The organism is Embleya sp. NPDC025285, from assembly GCF_055558835.1.
In genome coordinates this window covers 148,762-167,931 of the sequence record NZ_JBVHLU010000008.1, presented here as the reverse complement: position 1 = coordinate 167,931, position 19,170 = coordinate 148,762, and the positions used below count along the sequence as shown (strand labels likewise).

Genomic DNA, 19,170 nt, shown 5'->3' with positions numbered 1-19,170 from the left:
AGACGAGGGCCCGCCCGCATGAGCGACCGGAGCGACGAACGTCAGCCGTACACCGGCGGCTCCGCCGAGCCGGACGACGGCGCGCACGACGATCCCTACCGGGGTCGGCCGCCCGCCGACCCGTACCTGCAGCAGTACGTCGACCCGTACGGACAGCCGGCCGATCCCTACGCCGCGCAGCCGCACGATCCGTACGCGCAGCCGGGCGACCCTGGCTACCACGACCCCAACGCGCCACAGCCGGGGTACGGCGAGCAGCCCTATCCGCAGCAGGGCGGCTATCCGGGCCAGGGCGGCTACGGCGGCGGGCCCGAACCGGTCTACGGGGATCCGTACGGCTCCGGGTCGGGTCAGGGCGGCTACGACCCGTACGCGCAGCAGCAGCCCCCGCAGCAGGCCGCCCAGGACGGCGGCGGCGCGTGGTTCCGGGACGAGTTGAGCGATCCGCCGGCGAACGACCCGTACGTGGGCGTGGACGAGCTCTTCACACCGGAGGCCCCGCAGTACTACGACCCGTCCCCGCCGTACGACCCGTCCGGGCAGGGCGGGCAGCCGCACCAGGCCCAGCAGTACGGCGGCGGTTACGGCTCGGGCGACCCGTACCAGCAGCAGCACCAGGTCCCACCGGCCCAGAACTACCCCCCACAGCAGCCGCACCAGCAGCCCCATCAGCAGCAGGCGCACCAGCAGCCGGTGCACCAGCAGGCGTACGTCCCGCAGCAGCCGAGCCCGCAGCAGGGGCAGGGCGGCTGGGGCGACTACGACCGGCCGGGCGGCTGGCTGATGGACCAGACGCTGACCGGCATCAACCTCGGCCTCGCCGGCGACATCGCGGGCATGCCCTCCTACACCGAGGCCTACCAGCGCTACGAGACCCAGCACCGGGCCGAGGCCGCGGCCGCGTCGATGTCCGCGAGCGCGGTCCTGGACGCCCCGCCGGTGCCGCTGAACCCGTCCACGTCGCCCGTCTACCGGATGCCCGGCTCGGGCGCCGAGGAGCGCATGGCCGGCATCCCGGTCGGCGGCGAAGGCAAGAAGGGCAGCAAGCTCGGCGGGATAATGCGATCCTCCGCCGTGATGGCGGCGGGCACGATCGTGTCCCGGATGACCGGCTTCGTGCGCAACCTGGTCGCCGCGGCGGCCCTGGGCACGGCGATCCTGGCGAACACCTACAACGTCGCCAACACGATGCCGACGCTGTTGTACATCCTGGTCGGCGGCGGCGCGCTGAACGCGGTCTTCGTCCCCCAGCTGGTGCGCGCGATGCGCCAGGACGACGACGGCGGCGAGGCGTACGCGAACCGTCTGCTCACCCTGGTCATGACGGTGCTGGCGGGGCTGGTGGTGATCGCCTGGCTGGGCGCGCCGCTGCTGATCCGGGCCTTCGCGAACTCGCTCGCCAAACACCATCAGGACTACGAGCTGGCGATCACCTTCGCCCGCTACTGCCTGCCGATCATCTTCTTCATGGGTCTGCACGTGCTGTTCGGGCAGATCCTCAACGCGCGCGAGCGCTACGGCCCGATGATGTGGACCCCGGTCCTGAACAACATCGTCATCATCGCCACGTTCGGCCTCTACATCTGGGTCGCCGGCACCGCGAAGAACACCGGGCAGAACTCGGACACCATCACCCCGGACGAGATCCGGCTGCTCGGCCTGGGCACGCTGCTCGGGATGATCGTGCAGTCGATGGCGATGGTCCCGTATCTGAAGGCCGCCCGGTTCCGCTTCCGGCCCCGGTTCGACTGGCGCGGCTCGGGGATGGGCAAGGCGCTCGGACTGGCCAAGTGGACGTTCCTGTTCGTGCTCGCGAACCAGGCCGGCTACCTGGTGGTGACCCAGCTCGCGACCGCGATCGACGTCAACGCCCGGGACGAGAACATCCAGTACGGCGTCGGCTTCACCGCGTACAGCAGCGCACTGCTGATCTGGCAGTTGCCGCAGGCGGTGATCACCGTGTCGGTGATGACCGCGATGTTGCCGCGGATGAGCCGGGCCGCCGCCGACGGCGACCTGGCCAGCGTGCGCGGCGACATCTCCTCCGGATTGCGCCTGTCGGCGGTGGCGATGATCCCGTGCGCGGCGATCTTCGTGGCGCTGGGCCGGGACATCGGCGGCTTCATCTTCGCCCCGACCGGCGAACAGAGCGCGCACTGGATCGGCTACATGCTGATGGCGCTGGGCCTGGGCCTGATCCCGTACTCGGCGCAGTACGTATTGCTGCGCGGGTTCTACGTGTACGAGGACACCCGCACGCCGTTCCTGAACACGGTCTGGATCGCGGGCGCCCAGGCCGCGTTCGCGGGCCTGGCGTTCATCGCGCTGCCCACCAAGTGGGCCGGTGTCGGCATCGCGGGCGGCTACAGCCTCGCCTACCTCGTGGGCGTGGTGCTGGCCGCGCAGCGGCTCAAGAAACGACTCGGCGACCTGGACGGCCGACGGGTGACCCGGACGTACACCCGGCTGCTGATCGCCGCCGGGATCGGCGGCGCCGCGGCGTTCTTCGTGGCCCGGATGTGCACCGGCCACTTCGGCTCGGCGATGGGTGGCTCGGCGATCGCCGTGGGCGCGGGCATCGTGACCATGTTCGTGGTCTTCTTCATCGCGGCGAACCGGATGCGGGTCGAGGAGATGAGCGCGATGACCGGGATGATCAAGGGTCGCCTCGGCCGCTGACCGCGAGCCCGTCCGGAGTGTCTACATCCGCCCGCCGAATCCCCCACCGGGAATTCGGCGGGCGGATCCGTGGGGGATGTACCACCATGGGCGAGTGAGGGTGTGCCGTGCGCCTGAACCGGGGTAAAGCTCCCGATACGCCGGTCTCGGTTTCCTTTCGGATCTTGTGACGAGGCAACCCGAGACGCGGTCCGGGAGTCTCATGTTGTGTGGAGGTCGTCCCTGGCCAACGGCCGGAGATGGCTCACCTCTACGATGAGTACGCCGACGAGGAGGATGAGGCCGAGGTGACGGACCGAACCGCAGGATCCGTCGACCTAGCGACGGACGAGGCAAACCCCGTACCGACAAAGGCTTCTGATACATCGTCGGACAATCCGGTCGGTTCGGACGGCAAGGTCTCCGGAAACACCACCACGGTTCTGCCCGTCGGTACCGAGCCCGAATCCGATTCGGTCGAGGAAGTCGCGGCCGAGGCCGGCGCGGTCACCGCATCAGCGAACGGCGGCGCCGGGAAGGGCGATTCGCCCGAGACCGCGGACGCACCCGCCGCGGAGCTCCCCGCCGCCGAAGCCACGCCCGCCTCCGCCACACCCGCACCGGACGCGCCCGTCGAGGACGAACCGGTCACCCACAAACGGGCGAAGCGCAAACCCGCGAGGGCCGAGACCACGGCCGCGGACCCCACGCCCGACGACACCGCGACCGCGAAGCCGAGCGAGACCGAGCCCGCCACCCCGCGCACCGGCGTGGACGCCGCGGCGGACGCGCCGGATCCCGCCCCGGAACCGGCGCCGCCCCGGGTCGCCGTCAGCCGGGGCACCCGACTGGCCGACCGCTACCGGCTCGAACACCGCCTCTCCCAGAACGGCCGCAGCGAGACCTGGCGCGCCGTCGACGAGAAGCTGCGGCGCGCGGTGGGCGTGCACATCGTGCCCGCCGGAGGAGAGCACGGCCGCGCCGTGATCGCCGCCGCCCGCGCCGCCGCGCTGATGGGCGACCCGCGCTTCGTCCAGGTGCTCGACTGCGCCCAACAGGACGGCCTGATCTACGTGGTGAAGGAGTGGCTGCCCGACGCGGACAACCTCACCAAGGTCTTCGAGAGCGCGCCGCTGCCGCCGCACGAGGTCTACGAACTCTCCCGCGCGGTCGCCCAGGCGATGTCCGTCGCCCACCGGGCCGGCCTCTCCCACCTGCGCCTGACGCCGGAGAACGTGCTGCGCATGCACACCGGCCAGTACAAGATCGTCGGCCTGGCCGTCGAGGCCGCCCTGTACGGCCACGACACCACCGACGCGGCCCGCGACGACACCCACGCGGTCGGCATGCTGATGTACGCGGCGCTGACCCGGCGTTGGGTCGACGGCACCGAATACGGGCTCCAGGCCGCGCCGTTCACCGGCGGCAAGCTGTGCGCACCCGGCCAGATCCGGGCCGGTGTGGACGACACGCTGGCCGCGCTGGCGATGCGCGCGCTCGGCCACGAGGTCAAGCACGACCCGGCGTTCGAGACTCCGGGCGAACTCTCCGCGGCGATCGCCGCGATCCCGGAGATCCATCCGCCCGAGCAGGGCGAGATCGTCGGCGGCCCGGAGCAGGACGAGTACCCCGTCTACACGCCGACGCCGACCCGGACCGTCTACACCTCGGCCGGCTACGGCGGCGGCTCGAACGGCTCGGTCCGACCTCCGATCGCGCCACCGCCGCCGCTGGGCGGCCGGTTCGGCGCGACGGTCAAGGGCGCGGTCGCGGTACTGGTGGTACTCGCGATCGTGTTGGTGACCTGGCAGGTGGCCAGCCATCTGGGCGACGGGGAGAAGAAGAAGGACCCGTTGAAGCCGCAGGGGGGCACCTCGTCGTCGGTCCCGCCGCCGAGCACCGCGGCCCCGACTCCGGTCACGTCGACGCCCAAGAACGCCCGGGAGATCTCCATCGGCGGCGGTTCGCCGACCCAGGCGGACGCCGCGAAGCTGACCATCGACGGGAACCCCGCGACCTACTGGCGCACGAACTACATGGTCGACGGCCCGGCGATCACCTACAACCGCAAGGGTTACGGCATCGTCTACGACCTGGGTGCGGTGCACGAGATCCAGAGCGTCGAGATCCAACTCGGCGCGGGCGGACCGCGCACCGACATGAAGCTGATGGCGGCGCCCGACGCGAAGTCGATGCCCACCTCCGAAAGCGCGTTCCGGGTCGAGGTCGGCCAGGCGTCGACCTCCGAGAACACCCTGAGGATCACCGCGGCCAAGCCCGTGAAGGCGCAGTACGTCCTGCTGGTGATGACCGCGATGCCCAAGGTCGAGGCGAGTGTCGGCGACTACCAGATCTACAACGCCGGCTACCAGAACGCCTGGCGCGAGGTCACCTTCACCACGCTCGGCTGACCCGTCGCGACGATCGAGGCGAACCCCTCGCCAACCGGTGGCCGGCCCGTGCCAGGATGATCCCGGCACAGGGGGAGGTAGGCAGTGGGCACCGAGCAGACCGGATCGGCATACGCGGACGTCACCGACGCCGATCTGCTCTCCCGGCACGGCGGCGGCGACCCCGACGCGTTCGGCGAACTCGTCCGCCGACACCGCGACCGGCTGTGGGCGGTGGCCCTGCGCACCTTGGGAGACCGCGAGGAAGCCGCTGACGCCCTCCAGGACGCCCTGGTTTCCGCGTACCGTGCCGCGGGTCGGTTCGAGGGCCGTTCGGCCGTCACGACGTGGCTGCACCGGATCGTGGTGAACGCCTGCCTGGACCGGGCCCGGCGCAAGGCCGCCCGGCCGGCCGTACCGCTGCCCGAGGATCTCGACCAGCGACTGCCCGCGCCCGTGCACGAGGATCCGGCGATTCGCGGCGAGACCCGAGCGGCGGTGCTCGCCGCGTTGGCCACGCTGCCGGCCGAACAGCGCGCCGCGCTGGTGCTGGTGGACATGGAGGGCTATCCCGTCGAGGAGGCGGCCCGGATCCTCCAGGTCGCGTCGGGCACCATCAAGAGCCGCTGCGCCCGGGGCCGGGCCAAGCTGCTGCCGCTGGTGCGGCACCTGCGCGAGGCCGGACCACCCGGGGCGGATCGGGCACACGGGAACCCCGGAGCCGGACAATCCGTCCCATCGACGGACGGCCGCCCGAGAGCCGGCGGTCCGACCCCCGACACGGGTGGCACGAGCATGGAGGGAGGTGGCGCACGATGAGCGAGCACATCGACGTCGAGGTGCTGTCCGACCTCGTCGAAGGACTGCTCACCCCGGAGCGCGCGGCCGCCCTGGACGCGCACCTCGCCGAGTGCGCCGAGTGCCGCGACACCCGGGACGCGCTCGCGGAGGTCCGCGAGTTGCTCGGCGGTCAACCCCCCGAACCGATGCCGGCCGACGTGATCACGCGGATCGACCAGGCGCTCGCTCTGGCCGCGCTCCCGCCGCCGCGACCCGCCGAGGCACCCTCGGTGGGGATCCCCACCGCGGAACTCTTCGCCCTGCCGACCCCGGTTGCTCCGGTCCCGCCGTCCGCCCCGGCCGACGCCCGGACCGGGGCCGGCGACGACAACGTCGTCCGGCTCGACTCCGCCCGCCGGCGGCGCCGGCGCGGTCCGCTGCTGCTCGCGGCGGCCGCCGTGGCCGCGGTGGCCCTCGGCGTCACGGTCGTGGTCGGCACCGGTGGTGAGGACCGCGACTCGTCCGGCCGCCCCGCCGCCGCCAGGGACAACTCCGCCGTGTCCGCGCCCCAGGGCGGGGCCGGGGCGAGCGCCAAGGCCGGCGACCAACCGGGCGCGAAGTCCGAGGAACAGGCGCCGAGCCTGGAGAAGCCGTCCATCGCCGCGCCCCGCGAGTACACCGCCGCCGGACTGCCGCAACAGATCTCGCAACTGCTCCGCCGCGGCACCGTCCCGCCGACCCGGGAACTGCCCGGGTGCGTCGCGACCGCGGTCGGCCCGAACGCGGCGCGAGCGCTGGCCGTCGACACCGGTACCTATGCCGGCGTCCCGGCCTGGGTGGTGGTCCTGGACGGCTCGAACGCCGGCCGGGTCAAGGTGGTCATCGTGGACTCGTCCTGCACCCGAGCGCACTCGGCGGCGCCTTCGAGCACGTTCGCGGGCTCGGTACTGCTGAGCACCGAGGTCGCCCGAGGGTGATCCCCGGCACGCCGCGCCCGCGGCGTTGGGACCCGGGAATGGTGCGCACCTAGGATCCGTTGTCGAACGAGACACCGCATCTCATCGGGGCGCGGGGCTCGCAGACCCGCACAGCCGACGCCGGTCACCGGCACGAGGCTCGACAAGGAACCAGGAAAGGCTCAGCGTGAGCGACGTCCGCAACGTGATCATCATCGGATCGGGTCCGACCGGGTACACGGCCGCCGTCTACGCAGCACGCGCGGACCTGAAGCCGCTGGTCTTCGAAGGCGCCGTCACTGCGGGCGGCGCGCTGATGAACACCACCGAGGTCGAGAACTTCCCCGGCTGGCCGGACGGCATCATGGGTCCGGACCTGATGGACAACATGCGCAAGCAGGCCGAGCGCTTCGGCGCCGAGCTGATCCCCGACGATGTCGTGGCCGTCGACCTGACCGGCGACGTCAAGACCGTCACGGACGGCGCGGGGACCGTGCACAAGGCGCACGCGGTGATCCTGGCGACGGGGTCCGCGTACCGCAAGCTCAACCTGCCCAACGAGGACGCGCTGTCCGGTCGGGGCGTCTCCTGGTGTGCCACCTGCGACGGCTTCTTCTTCCGGGACCAGGACATCGCCGTGGTCGGCGGTGGCGACTCGGCGATCGAGGAGGCCACGTTCCTCTCCCGCTTCGCCCGCTCGGTGACGGTGATCCACCGCCGGGACGAACTGCGGGCGAGCAAGGCGATGCAGCACCGCGCGTTCGCCGACGAGAAGATCTCCTTCGCGTGGAACAGCGAGGTCGCCGAGATCGTGGGCGACGGCAAGCTCACCGGCGTCAAGCTGCGCGACACGGTGACCGGTGAATTGCGCGACCTGGCGGTGACCGGTCTGTTCATCGCGGTCGGCCACGACCCGCGCACCGAATTGCTGAAGGACCAGATCGAGTTGGACGCCGAGGGCTACATCAGGGTCGACGCGCCGACCACGCACACCAACCTCACCGGTGTCTTCGCGGCGGGCGATGTCGTGGACCACACCTACCGACAGGCGATCACCGCGGCCGGCACCGGATGTGCCGCCGCCCTCGACGCCGAGCGCTACCTCGCCTCGCTCGCCGACGACGCCTGAGGCACACCCGTCCGGCGGTTTTCGTTCCGCCTTCCCGCAGTCGAGCACAAGCCACCCGAGCAGACCGCCACCCGAGCACACCGAGGAGCAACCATGGCCGGGGCCACCACCACCGTCACCGACAAGACCTTCGACACCGACGTCCTGATGAGCGACAAGGCCGTGCTCGTCGACTTCTGGGCCGAGTGGTGCGGCCCGTGCCGCCAGATCGCCCCCGCCCTGGAGCAGATCGCGGAGGAGAACGCCGACAAGCTCACCGTCGCGAAGCTGAACATCGACCAGAACCCGGAGATCACCACCCGCTACGGCGTGATGTCGATCCCGACCCTGCACGTGTTCAAGGGCGGCGAGATCGTCAAGACGATCGTCGGCGCGAAGCCGAAGTCGATGCTGCTCAAGGAGCTTGCCGAGTACGTCTGAGCCGACGCGTTCCACGCACCGGCCGCACGGCACACGAGGGGCGCTTCCCGGAACCGGGAAGCGCCCCTCGTGCGTGTCAGGGCGTACCGTCGACCGGCGGGTGGGCGGCGAACGCGAGCCGCACACCCCGCCCGCTCGAGCCGGAATCCGGGCCCCGAGAGCCCCGCTCCGGTACGGGAACGGCCGAATGCGCGCGTACGATCGAGTGTTGCGTCAAAACTCGGGAGGACTCCTTTCCATGACCATGCAGCGGCGGTACCGACGCGGTGACACCGGCCCCGCAGTGGCCGAGATCAGGTCCAAACTGGTGCTGCTCGGCCTCCTGCCCGCCGGTGCCCACGCCGTCCACGGCACCGGCGACACGGACGGCCACGGCGGCTACGCGGACGCGGTGTTCGACGATTCCGTGGACCTGGCCGTCCGGCATTTCCAGCAGCAGCGCGCGATGACCGTGGACGGCGTCGTCGGCCCGGAGACCTACCGTCACCTCGACGAGGCACGGTGGCGCCTGGGCGACCGCATGTTGTCCTACTCGATCGGTCACCCGACGGTCGGGGACGACGTGGCCACCCTGCAACAGCGACTGCTCGACATGGGCTTCGACTGCGGCCGGGTGGACGGCATCCTGGGCCCGGCCACCGAGCGCGCCCTGCGCGAATTCCAGCGCAACTACGGACTCGGCGCGGACGGTACGTGCGGACCGGCCACGTTCCGAGCCCTCGACCGGCTCGCGCGCACGGTCGTCGGCGGCCAACCGCACGCGATGCGCGAGTCGGAGCTGCTGCACCGCTCCGGCCCCTCGCTGGCCGGCAAGACCGTGGTCATCGACCCGGGCCACGGCGGCACGGATCAGGGCGTGACGGCGCACGGGCTGACCGAGGCCGAGATCGTCTGGGACCTCGCCCGGCGGCTGGAGGGCCGGCTGTCCGCCCTGGGCGTGCAGGCGTACCTCACCCGAGGCCTGGACTCCGACGGCATCGGCGAGGAGGATCGCGCGGCCTTCGCCAACGCCACGGACGCGGACCTGGTCATATCCCTGCACGCGGACCGCAACGAGAGTCCGCGCGCCGCGGGCGTCTCCTCGTACTACTACGGCAGCGGCAGCGACCGGTACGGGCGGCGCTCGCCGACCGGGGAGCACTTCGCGAGCCTGGTCCAGCGCGAACTCGTGGCGCGCACCGGCATGGTGGACGGCCGCACGCACGGGAAGGCGTGGACGCTGCTGCGGCGCACCAGGATGCCCGCCGTACGGATCGAGGTGGGCTACCTCACCAACGCGGAGGACGCGGCCCGACTGGCCTCGTCGGAATTCCGCGACCACGCCGCCGAGTCGGTGGTGGTGGCGCTCCAGCGGCTCTACCTGCCGCCGGAGGAGGACGTCCCCACGGGGATGTTGCGGCTGCCCGTCTTCACCTGAGCCGATCGGCCTTCGCCCGATCGCACGTCGGGTCCTCGGGTACGACCGGATCCACCGGCCGGCGTGAACCCCGCGGCAGCGCGTGGACCGGGATCACGGGCCCGTCCGGCGTCCACGGCGTCGGGACCGGCCCTCGCGGACGCGGCGACCCGGCGAGCAGCCCGCCGACGAATCCGCCGACGGCACCCACTCCGAGACCTGCGACGACCCAGCGCATCGATCTCATCGCCCCTCCACGGGTGGTGCCGCGTTTCACGTGAAACGCGGCGCGAACAGTGACACCGCGCACGGCGGGCCGGACGACACGTTTCACGTGAAACACAAGCAAGGAAGGGGCCCTCGGTCAACGACCGAGGGCCCCTTCCCGCGTTCCTTTGCCGACTACGGGACGAGCAACGAGGTTTCCGTGCCGGCTGCGGACGTCGAATCCGCCTCCCGGTCCGCGTCCTCCGGGTCCACGTCCACCGGGTCCACGTCCACCGGCGTCACCGCCACCGCGTCCACGTCCGCCGCGTCCGCCGAAGCCGCGCCGGCCCGAACGGGCCCGGTCTGACCGGGCAGTTCCGGCTCGGACAGCCGCTTGGCGAAGTGGTCGCCCTCGCCGGGTGCCATCGAGGCGAGGATGCGCTCCAGGTCCTCGATCGAGGCGAACTCGACGACGATCTTCCCCTTCTTCTGCCCGAGGACGACCTTCACCTCCGTCTCGAAGCGGTTCTTGAGCCGGTCCGCGAGATGGTTCAACGCGGGCGCGACGATCCGACCGGCACGCGGCTTGTGCGCCTTGGACTTGGCCGGACCCTCGTTGTTGATCGAGCGGGCGATCTCCTCGACCGTCCGCACGGTCATGCCCTCGGCGATGATCCGCTTGGCAAGCTTGGTCAGTTCGTCGGGTCGATCCTCCAGCGCCAACAACGCCCGCGCGTGACCGGCGAGCAACGTGCCGGCCGCGACCTTGGAGCGGACCTCCACCGGCAACTTCAACAGCCGCATCGTGTTGGTCAGATGCGGACGCGAGCGACCGATCCGGTCGGCCAGCTCCTCCTGCTTGCAGTCGAACTCCTCCAACAACTGCTGGTAGGCCAGCGCCTCTTCCAGCGGGTTGAGCTCGGAGCGGTGCAGGTTCTCCAGAAGCGCGTCGAGCAGCAGCTTGTCGTCGTCGGTCACCCGGACGATCGCCGGGATGTGGGTCAGCCCGGCCTTGCGGCAGGCCCGCCACCGCCGCTCGCCCATCACCAGCTCGTAGGTGCCCTCGGCGGTCGCCCGAACCACGACCGGCTGGAGGACGCCCACTTCCCGGATCGACTGGACCAGCTCGGCCATCGCGTCCTCGTGGAACACCTCACGCGGCTGGCGGGAGTTCGGCACGATCAGATCGAGCAACAACTCGGCGTACAGCGCGGCGGCGGGCGCGGGTTCGGTCTTCGGTGAATCCTGCACCGGGACCGACGTCGGCGACAGCGCCGACTCGTCCGTCGCTATCTCCGCCATCTTGCGCAGGGTCGCCGCAGCGGAGGACGAGGGCTGCAACGGTCGAGGGGGGATGAGCGATCCGAGCCCCTTGCCCAATCCCCTGCGTTGCCCGCTCATACTTCCTCCTTCGCCTTCGCCACGCCGCGCAGCGCCATCTCCCGAGCCGCTTCAAGATACGACAACGCCCCGGTGGAACCCGGGTCGTAGGTCATCACGGTCTGCCCGTAGCTGGGTGCCTCGGAGATGCGCACCGAACGCGGAATCGCGGTGGGCAACACCTCGTCCGGGAAGTGGTCGCGCACCTCCTGGGCCACCTGGGAGGCCAGCCGCGTCCGGGCGTCGTACATGGTGAGCAGGATCGTCGACACCGCCAGGTTCGGGTTCAGGTGCGCCCGGACCAGTTCCACGTTCCGCAACAACTGCCCGAGGCCCTCCAGCGCGTAGTACTCGCACTGGATCGGGATGACCACCTCGGCACCGGCCACGAGCGCGTTCACGGTCAACAGGCCGAGCGACGGCGGGCAGTCGATCAGGATGTAGTCCAACGGCTGCTCGTACGCCGCGATCGCGCGTTGCAGCCGGCTCTCCCGAGCGACCAGCGAGACGAGTTCGATCTCGGCGCCGGCGAGGTCGATCGTGGCCGGCGCACAGAACAGGCCCTCGACGTCGCGCACGGGCTGGACGACCTCGGCCAGGTCGCGGCCCTCGACCAGCACCTCGTAGATCGACGGCGTGCCCGCGTGATGGTCCACCCCGAGCGCGGTGGAGGCGTTGCCCTGCGGGTCGAGGTCTATCACCAGGACACGGGCACCGTGCATGGCCAGCGCCGCCGCGAGGTTCACGGTCGACGTGGTCTTGCCGACGCCACCCTTCTGGTTCGCGACCACCATGACCCGGGTGCGCTCCGGGCGGGGAAGCCCCTCCGAAGCACGGCCCATCGTCTCGACGGCCTGTCTGGCCGCTCGGGCGATGGGTGTGTCTTCGATACCGGGCGCCTCTGTTTCACGTGAAACGTCGATGGGGGCACCCACTCGGGGCGCCGGCATCGAGGCTGTCGGGTACTCGGACGGCAACGGTCCACTCTCCTCTCCTGCCGCGGCGACATGGGAACTCGGGCCGACGGAATGACCACGCACTGCGGCGGCACCCTCAGAGGGTGTCACGTTCCGGCGCGCCTCAGGTGAGTAGAAGCGTTTCCACGGAAGGCGTTTCACGTGAAACACGATCTCGGGTATCGCGGTGGGAGCACGCTCACGACACACCCCGAGCGGGCAGGAACGGCGTTTCAGCCGTCCGGCCCAACCCGGGGACGGACTACTTCCCGGGACGCCGCCTGGTCGTCTTCGCGGCCCGCCGCGCCTTCGTCGTCTTGGACTCCTTGGCCGACACGGTGCCGATCCGCACCCGCACGACGGTGGTCAGCGGATCGACGATCCCGGCCCCGGCGTGCTCGACCCGCCACGAGACCGCGCCGAGCTTGCGCAGGTCCGCCTCGGACTCCAACAGTTCCTCGGCCGCCGAGTCGCCCTTGAGTGCGAGCATCTCGCCGCCCGAACCGAGCAGCGGCAGCCCCCACCCGGCCAGCTTGGCCAACGGCGCGACGGCGCGCGCGGTGACCACGTCGGCGGCGGTACGGCCGCGCAGTTCCTCGGCGCGGCCGCGCAACACCTCGACGTTGTCCAGGCCGAGTTCCTCGACCACCTCGTCGAGGAACGTGGTGCGCCGCAACAACGGCTCGACGAGGGTGATCCGCAGGTCCGGTCGGACCAGCGCGAGCGGGATGCCCGGCAGGCCACCGCCCGAACCGACGTCGTGCACGATCGCGTTCTCCGCGATCAATTCGGCGACCACCCCGCAGTTGAGCAGGTGCCGCTCCCAGAGCCGGCCGACTTCGCGTGGGCCGACCATGCCCCGGCGTACACCGGGCCCGGCCAGCAGATCGGCATAGCGAATCGCGCGGTCCAGGTTGGCACCGAAGAGGCGGCCTGCCGCCTCCGGCGCCTCGGGCGCGCGCTCGTCCACCGGCGGATCGGGGGTCGTGTCGTCCTGACGTTTCACGTGGAACATCATCCCAGGAACGGCGCCGGCCCCACCTGTGATGCAGGTGGGGCCGGCGCGACGGTTTGCGGAAACGGATCCGTGGACCCGATCAGGCGGGCAGGACGACGACGCAGCGATTGGGCTCCTCGCCCTCCGACTCGCTGCGCAGTCCGGCCTCCGCGACGGTGTCGTGCACGACCTTGCGCTCGAACGGGGTCATCGGCTTGAGCTTGAGAGAGGTACCCGCAGCCTTGACCTCTGCCACCGCCTCGGTGGCGATCTCCGCCAGGTTCGCCCGCTTGGCGGCACGGAACCCGTCCACGTCGAGCATCAGCCGGCTGCGCTCGCCGGTCTCCCGGTGAACCGCCAGCCGGGTCAGCTCCTGGAGAGCCTCCAGGACCTCACCGTCGCGGCCGACCAGACGCTTGAGGTCTGCGCCGGAGGATTCGCTCTCGTCCCCGGCGATCACCGAGACCGACGCGCGCCCGCCCTCGACGTCCATGTCGATGTCGCCGTCGAGGTCGGCGATGTCGAGCAGGGCCTCCAGGTAGTCCGCGGCGATCTCGCCCTCCTGCTCCAGACGGCTGATCTCCTCCGCGGTGAGCGTGATCCGACGCGAGGCGGCGGGTGAGTCGACGGCGGGGGTCGTGCCTTCCGTCACAGGGGAACTCCTTTGTGGACGAGTGAGCGAGTCGTTGGGGTGGGCGGCGGCCGGCCCTTCGAGGGTGGTCACTTCTTCCTCGGATGCTTCCGGCTCTGGGTCTGCTTGCGCGGGCCGGCGTTACGCGCACCGGAGTGCGGGGTCCGCGCGGTCGAGCCCTTGACCGAGCCGTTCGACCGGGCGGTGCCGTTGCTCGCCGCGGTACCGGCTTCCGAGGTCTCCTCGGCGTCCTTGCCCGCCGCTTCCGCGTCCTCCCGAGCCCGGGCCTTGCGCTGCGACTTGGTGAGCCTGGTGGGCTGCTGGCGCCGGGCGGCCTGGGCCTTGAGCTCGGCCTGCTGGGCCTCGTACTCGGCGGCGTCCATCACCTTGCCGTCGGGAAGCAGCACCTTGCCCTGCTTGCGCGCCTTCTCCGCGAGCTTCTCCTGCCGCACCTTGAACGCCGGGCTGCCCGGGGTGGGGTTGCGGTTGATCACGAAGAGCTGCTGGCCCATCGTCCACACGTTGGTGGTCAGCCAGTAGACGAGCACACCGACCGGGAAGTTGATGCCGAAGACCGCGAACATGATCGGGAACGCGTACATCATCAGCTTCTGCTGCTTCGCGAACGGGTTGCCCACGAGCGAAGCGGGGTCGGTGTTCTTCGTCATCAGCTGGCGCTGAGTGAAGAACTGCGACCCGGACATCAGCACGATCATCACGATGGTGACGATGCGCACGGTGGTCAGGTCGGCCCCGAGGCCGGCGATCTTAGCCGCCGAGTCGGTGAACTTGGCGGCGATCGGCGCACCGAAGATGTGCGCCTGCTGCGCGCTGTTCACCAGGTCACGGTCGATCACACCGACCGTGCGGTTCTGCGAGATCCGCTGCAGTACGTGGAACAGGGCGAAGAAGAACGGCGACTGGACCAGGATCGGAAGGCAGCTCGAGAGCGGGTTGGTACCCGTCTCCTTGTAGAGCTTCATCATTTCCTGGGACTGACGCTCACGGTCGTCCTTGTACCGCTTCTGGACCTCCTTGATCCGCGGCTGCAGCGCCTGGAGTCCGCGGGTTGCCTTGATCTGCTTCACGAAGAGCGGGATCAGGCAGATCCGGATGACGACCACGAGGCAGACGATGGACAAGCCCCAGGACCAACCGCTGTCCTTGCCGAAGATCGGGCTGAACAACGAGTGGAATTGGACGATGATCCAGGATACGGCGGTATATAGGGGGTTAAGAATCCCCACGGTCAAGCTCCTCGGGCGGTGGTGTTCGCACCGGGCGCGGGCTCGGTACGGCCGGTGCTGGACGTCTGCTGCCGCTCGTGCGGCTCCGACTCCGAGCGCGACTTCCGTTCGGGGAGTCGCCACGGTCGGCGTGTGCGCGGCGGCACAGGATCGACACCGCCAGAGTTCCAGGGGTTGCAGCGCAGGATGCGCCACACGGTGAGGTAGGTGCCCTTGAACGCGCCATGGACGGACATCGCCTCATACCCATAATGCGAGCACGACGGGTAGAAGCGACACACCGGCCCCAGCATCGGGCTGATCGTCCACTGATAGACCCGAATGAACCCCATGAACAGGTACTTCACGCCGTCGCTCCCGGCTTGGCCGCGGGTCCGTCCGTGCGAACCGCGACAGGGCGCCCGGCCCGGCCCAGAAGCCGGTCGAACGCTGCGTCCAGATCCCGTGCCAGGGCGGAGTGCTCCGCCTGGGCAGCAGGTGGCAATGCCCGTACCACGACCAGGCTACCTGCCGGGAGCAGGGCCATCCGATCGCGTATGAGGTGGCGTAGCCGACGCTTGACGACGTTACGGACAACCGCGGGGCCGACAGCCTTGCTCACGACGAAACCCGCACGCGGTGGTGGAGCGTGCTCCACATCCGCGTGCGGGTCCTCTGCCACAGATTGGCGCAGGGTGTCCGGCTCGGACGGCCGTGCGGTCACCGGGGTGCGTTCGGACGTCACGAGCCCACTCGTCTCCTGGCGATGCAGGTGGACGACCAGGTTCGGACGGCCGGCTCGACGCCCGCGGCGAACCGCGATCGCGAAGTCCTCGCGCCGCCTCAGCCGGTTATCGGCAGGCAGCACGGAGAGATCCGCGAACTCAGGCGGAAAGCTCCGCGCGGCCCTTGCGGCGACGGGCAGCAAGGATGGCGCGACCGGCACGGGTGCGCATGCGCAGCCGGAACCCGTGGGTCTTCGCCCGGCGACGGTTGTTCGGCTGGAAGGTGCGCTTGCTCACTCGGGGGCTCCAGGATTTGAATCGTGGGCCGGCAGAAAAGACCGCCGGCCACCACCGTACGTCCGCATCGACATGATCTCGGACATGCGGCAGCGGTCGTCAGACAACTAGACCGGCCCACGGTACGTACCAATAGGCGACGGGGTCAAATGGGGGATCCGGGGCACGTCGCCCACCTGCGGAAACACAGTATCGAGCAGGCTGTACACAGGCTGTGGACAACGGGTTGAGCAGGTTACCGGGCGCCACTACCGTGAACAGGTGGGTCGGACCGGAGCGCTCGCTCCCGGGGTCCGGGACACTGGGAGCCCTCCCGAGACCTGCGTCGATGCAATGAAAGAGCGTGCACTGTGGCTGACATCACCAGCGACCTCGCCGCAGTCTGGGCACGGTTCCTGGAACGACTGGCCACCGACGACTCGGTCACGGCCAAGGACAAAGGATGGCTCCAGCGGACGCAGCCGCTGACCCTCTTCTCCGACACCGCGCTGCTGGCGGTGCCGAACGAGTTCGCCAAGGAAGTATTGGAGACCCGGCTCCGCCAGGTGGTCACGGACGCGTTGAGCCACGGTTTCGGCCGGCCGATCCGGTTCGCGGTCAGCGTCGAGCCGGGAGCCGGCGAACCCGAGCCGGTGCCCGAGCGGCACGACCGCTCGCCCCGGCACGACGACTACAACCCCGGCCCGTACGGACGCTCCTCCTATGGCGGCGACCGCTACGGCCGCGACGGTTACCCCCAGGAGCCTTACGGCCAGCAGGCGTATCGCCAGGACCGTGATCCGTACGCCGAGCCGCAGTACCAGCAGGACTACCCGCACGAGCGCTACGCGCCGGGACCGTACCGGGATCAGCGTGACCCGCGCGAGCAGCGCGATCCCCGGGACGGTCGGGACGGCCGTGAGCAGCGGGATCTTCGTGATCCCCGCGAGCCGCGTGAGCCCCGGGACACCCGCGATCCGCGCGACGCGCGCGACCCGCGGGATTCTCGTGATCAATACGGGTACGGAGGCAGCCCGAGCGCCCCCTCGGATCATCCGGGAATTCCGCCGTCCGACGGAACGCTCTTCGCGGATCGCGAGGACCTGTTCGGACCGCCCGGCTTTTCCACACCGTCCGTCCACAGCTTTGTGGATAATTCGACACATCAATCCGGCGACAGAGAGCAGCCGCCGGGCGCCTCGCAGCCGCCCCAGCAGTCCCAGCCGCCCCACCAGGCACCGCCCGTACCACCGGCCGACGTGCCCGGCGGGCGACCGCTGCGGCTGGCCCGGCCCGGAACCGGGCGCGAGCACGGCGTGGTCGAACACGAACCCGCCGCGCGGCTGAACCCCAAGTACCTGTTCGAGACGTTCGTCATCGGGTCCAGCAACCGGTTCGCACACGCGGCGGCGGTGGCGGTGGCCGAGGCGCCCGCGAAGGCGTACAACCCGCTGTTCATCTACGGCGAGTCGGGCCTGGGCAAGACCCACCTGCTGCACGCGATCGGGCACTACGCGAAGAGTCTGTATCCGGGCACCCGGGTGCGCTACGTGAGCTCCGAGGAGTTCACCAACGAATTCATCAACTCGATCCGCGACGGCAAGGCCGACGGCTTCCGCCGGCGTTACCGCGATGTCGATGTGCTGCTTGTGGACGACATCCAGTTCCTGGAGACCAAGGAACAGACGCAGGAGGAGTTCTTCCACACCTTCAACACGCTGCACAACGCGAACAAGCAGATCGTCATCTCCTCGGACCGGCCGCCCAAGCAGCTCGTCACGCTGGAGGACCGACTGCGCAACCGGTTCGAGTGGGGGTTGTTGACCGACGTGCAGCCGCCCGAGTTGGAGACCCGGATCGCGATCCTGCGCAAGAAGGCCATCCAGGAGGGGCTCAACGCGCCGCCGGACGTACTGGAGTACATCGCCAGCAAGATCTCCCGGAACATCCGCGAGTTGGAGGGCGCGCTGATCCGGGTGACCGCGTTCGCCAGCCTGAACCGCCAGCCGGTGGACCTGCAGCTCACCGAGATCGTGCTCAAGGACCTGATCCCGGACAGCGCGGGGCCGGAGATCACGGCGACCACGATCATGGCGCACACCGCCGCCTACTTCGGCCTGTCCGTCGAGGACCTGTGCGGCACCTCGCGCAGCCGGGTGCTGGTCACCGCGCGCCAGATCGCGATGTATCTGTGCCGTGAGCTGACCGACCTGTCGCTGCCCAAGATCGGGGCCCAGTTCGGCGGGCGCGACCACACGACCGTGATGCACGCGGACCGCAAGATCCGCTCGTTGATGGCCGAGCGGCGCTCGATCTACAACCAGGTGACCGAGTTGACGAACCGCATCAAGAGCTGATTCGGCGTCTCGAGACCGCTTCGTACCGGCCGGCGTTCCCCTTCGGGGCCGCCGGCCTTCGCATGTCCGATGTGACCTTCGTCTCATCGTCTCCACGGAGGCCGAGTTATCCACCGATCGGCGCCGACTTGGGCGTCCACACCATGGGGATGACGCGTTTGCCGTCGAGTTCCCCACAATGGCTCCGGGATCCTGGGGAAAACGCCGGCGAGCCGGCAGGTCAGGTTCCTGTGGTGATGTGGAGCGGATTCCTCCACAGACTGTGGATAACTTTTCCTTCGCGCGTCGTCCACCGCTGTGTTGTCTGGTTGTCCACGTCCCGTCCACCGAAATTCCGAGCTTGTCCCCAGGTTGTCCACGGATCTGTCCACAGTCGGGCCGGTTTCACCCCTTACGGTGAATCCCGTGCCGAGCGGCGTCCGCAGAGGGTGGGGACAAGTGGCCCTCAACCTGGGGATTGACTGGGGACAAGTACGGGTACGGCTGGGGACGGCCTGTGGAGCCAATTCGGGCATCCACAGACACAGGGGGTTTATCCACTGGTCCACCCACACCTCGAAGTGGACAAAAAACAGCCTCTGACCTGTGCATATACCGGTTATCCACGGTATCCACACCCCCTACTACTACGACCACACGGAGTTCAAGAGAGATCCACGGAAAACGGTCGGGTCGGCCCGAATCTG

16 protein-coding genes are annotated in these 19,170 nt (G+C 69.8%); 8 read left to right on the top strand and 8 right to left on the bottom strand.

The window, feature by feature from the left end; all coding sequences use genetic code 11:
* The first annotated feature begins 18 nt into the window (after positions 1–18).
* The 7 genes from murJ (at position 19) to ACZ4FV_RS07795 (ending at position 9,750) form a co-directional block, all read left to right on the top strand.
* On the top strand, positions 19–2,679 hold the full coding sequence (gene murJ, locus ACZ4FV_RS07825; RefSeq protein WP_395867773.1) for a murein biosynthesis integral membrane protein MurJ: 2,661 nt from the start codon (positions 19–21) through the stop codon (positions 2,677–2,679).
* Between the two features lie 239 nt (positions 2,680–2,918).
* Complete coding sequence (locus ACZ4FV_RS07820) at positions 2,919–5,069, top strand: protein kinase family protein (protein WP_465322147.1); 2,151 nt, start codon at positions 2,919–2,921, stop codon at positions 5,067–5,069.
* Between the two features lie 84 nt (positions 5,070–5,153).
* Positions 5,154–5,867, top strand: coding sequence for an RNA polymerase sigma factor SigM (sigM, locus tag ACZ4FV_RS07815; RefSeq protein WP_395867769.1), 714 nt, complete (start codon positions 5,154–5,156; stop codon positions 5,865–5,867).
* Entirely contained in the window at positions 5,864–6,805 is a 942-nt protein-coding gene (locus tag ACZ4FV_RS07810; protein ID WP_395867767.1) for an anti-sigma factor family protein, read from the top strand. Before sigM ends, ACZ4FV_RS07810 begins: the two co-directional genes overlap by 4 nt.
* A gap of 166 nt (positions 6,806–6,971) precedes the next feature.
* Positions 6,972–7,913, top strand: a complete 942-nt coding sequence (trxB, locus tag ACZ4FV_RS07805) for a thioredoxin-disulfide reductase (protein WP_402234800.1) — start codon at positions 6,972–6,974, stop codon at positions 7,911–7,913.
* A gap of 93 nt (positions 7,914–8,006) precedes the next feature.
* A complete protein-coding gene (gene trxA, locus ACZ4FV_RS07800) occupies positions 8,007–8,333 on the top strand; it encodes a thioredoxin (protein ID WP_395867763.1) in 327 nt (108 codons plus the stop codon).
* A 238-nt stretch (positions 8,334–8,571) separates the two neighbouring features.
* Positions 8,572–9,750, top strand: coding sequence for an N-acetylmuramoyl-L-alanine amidase (locus ACZ4FV_RS07795; RefSeq protein ID WP_402234798.1), 1,179 nt, complete (start codon positions 8,572–8,574; stop codon positions 9,748–9,750).
* A 381-nt stretch (positions 9,751–10,131) separates the two neighbouring features.
* Here the strand turns inward: ACZ4FV_RS07795 and ACZ4FV_RS07790 are convergent, their stop codons facing one another.
* The 8 genes from ACZ4FV_RS07790 to rpmH all read right to left on the bottom strand — a co-directional run bounded on the left by ACZ4FV_RS07790 (position 10,132) and on the right by rpmH (position 16,148).
* Positions 10,132–11,337: a ParB/RepB/Spo0J family partition protein gene (locus ACZ4FV_RS07790; RefSeq protein WP_402234795.1), complete on the bottom strand. Its 1,206-nt coding sequence runs from the start codon at positions 11,335–11,337 to the stop codon at positions 10,132–10,134.
* Entirely contained in the window at positions 11,334–12,266 is a 933-nt protein-coding gene (locus ACZ4FV_RS07785) for a ParA family protein (RefSeq protein ID WP_395867965.1), read from the bottom strand. Before ACZ4FV_RS07785 ends, ACZ4FV_RS07790 begins: the two co-directional genes overlap by 4 nt.
* Positions 12,267–12,534: 268 nt before the next feature.
* Positions 12,535–13,287 carry a 16S rRNA (guanine(527)-N(7))-methyltransferase RsmG gene (gene rsmG, locus ACZ4FV_RS07780; protein ID WP_395867963.1) on the bottom strand — a complete coding sequence of 251 codons (753 nt, stop codon included), beginning with the start codon at positions 13,285–13,287 and terminating at the stop codon, positions 12,535–12,537.
* An 82-nt stretch (positions 13,288–13,369) separates the two neighbouring features.
* Positions 13,370–13,921, bottom strand: coding sequence for a Jag family protein (locus ACZ4FV_RS07775; RefSeq protein ID WP_395867756.1), 552 nt, complete (start codon positions 13,919–13,921; stop codon positions 13,370–13,372).
* A 68-nt stretch (positions 13,922–13,989) separates the two neighbouring features.
* The gene (gene yidC / locus ACZ4FV_RS07770) at positions 13,990–15,147 is read right to left on the bottom strand and encodes a membrane protein insertase YidC (protein ID WP_395867754.1); all 1,158 of its coding nucleotides are present in this window, start codon (positions 15,145–15,147) and stop codon (positions 13,990–13,992) included.
* A 2-nt stretch (positions 15,148–15,149) separates the two neighbouring features.
* Positions 15,150–15,494: a membrane protein insertion efficiency factor YidD gene (gene yidD, locus ACZ4FV_RS07765; RefSeq protein ID WP_020557146.1), complete on the bottom strand. Its 345-nt coding sequence runs from the start codon at positions 15,492–15,494 to the stop codon at positions 15,150–15,152.
* Positions 15,491–15,994: a ribonuclease P protein component gene (gene rnpA / locus ACZ4FV_RS07760; RefSeq protein WP_395867752.1), complete on the bottom strand. Its 504-nt coding sequence runs from the start codon at positions 15,992–15,994 to the stop codon at positions 15,491–15,493. Before rnpA ends, yidD begins: the two co-directional genes overlap by 4 nt.
* 16 nt (positions 15,995–16,010) lie before the next feature.
* Complete coding sequence (gene rpmH, locus ACZ4FV_RS07755) at positions 16,011–16,148, bottom strand: 50S ribosomal protein L34 (protein ID WP_010849920.1); 138 nt, start codon at positions 16,146–16,148, stop codon at positions 16,011–16,013.
* Positions 16,149–16,498: 350 nt separating this feature from the next.
* On the opposite strand from rpmH, the gene dnaA reads away from it, so the two are divergent.
* Positions 16,499–18,484, top strand: a complete 1,986-nt coding sequence (gene dnaA / locus ACZ4FV_RS07750; protein ID WP_395867750.1) for a chromosomal replication initiator protein DnaA — start codon at positions 16,499–16,501, stop codon at positions 18,482–18,484.
* Positions 18,485–19,170: the final 686 nt, after the last annotated feature.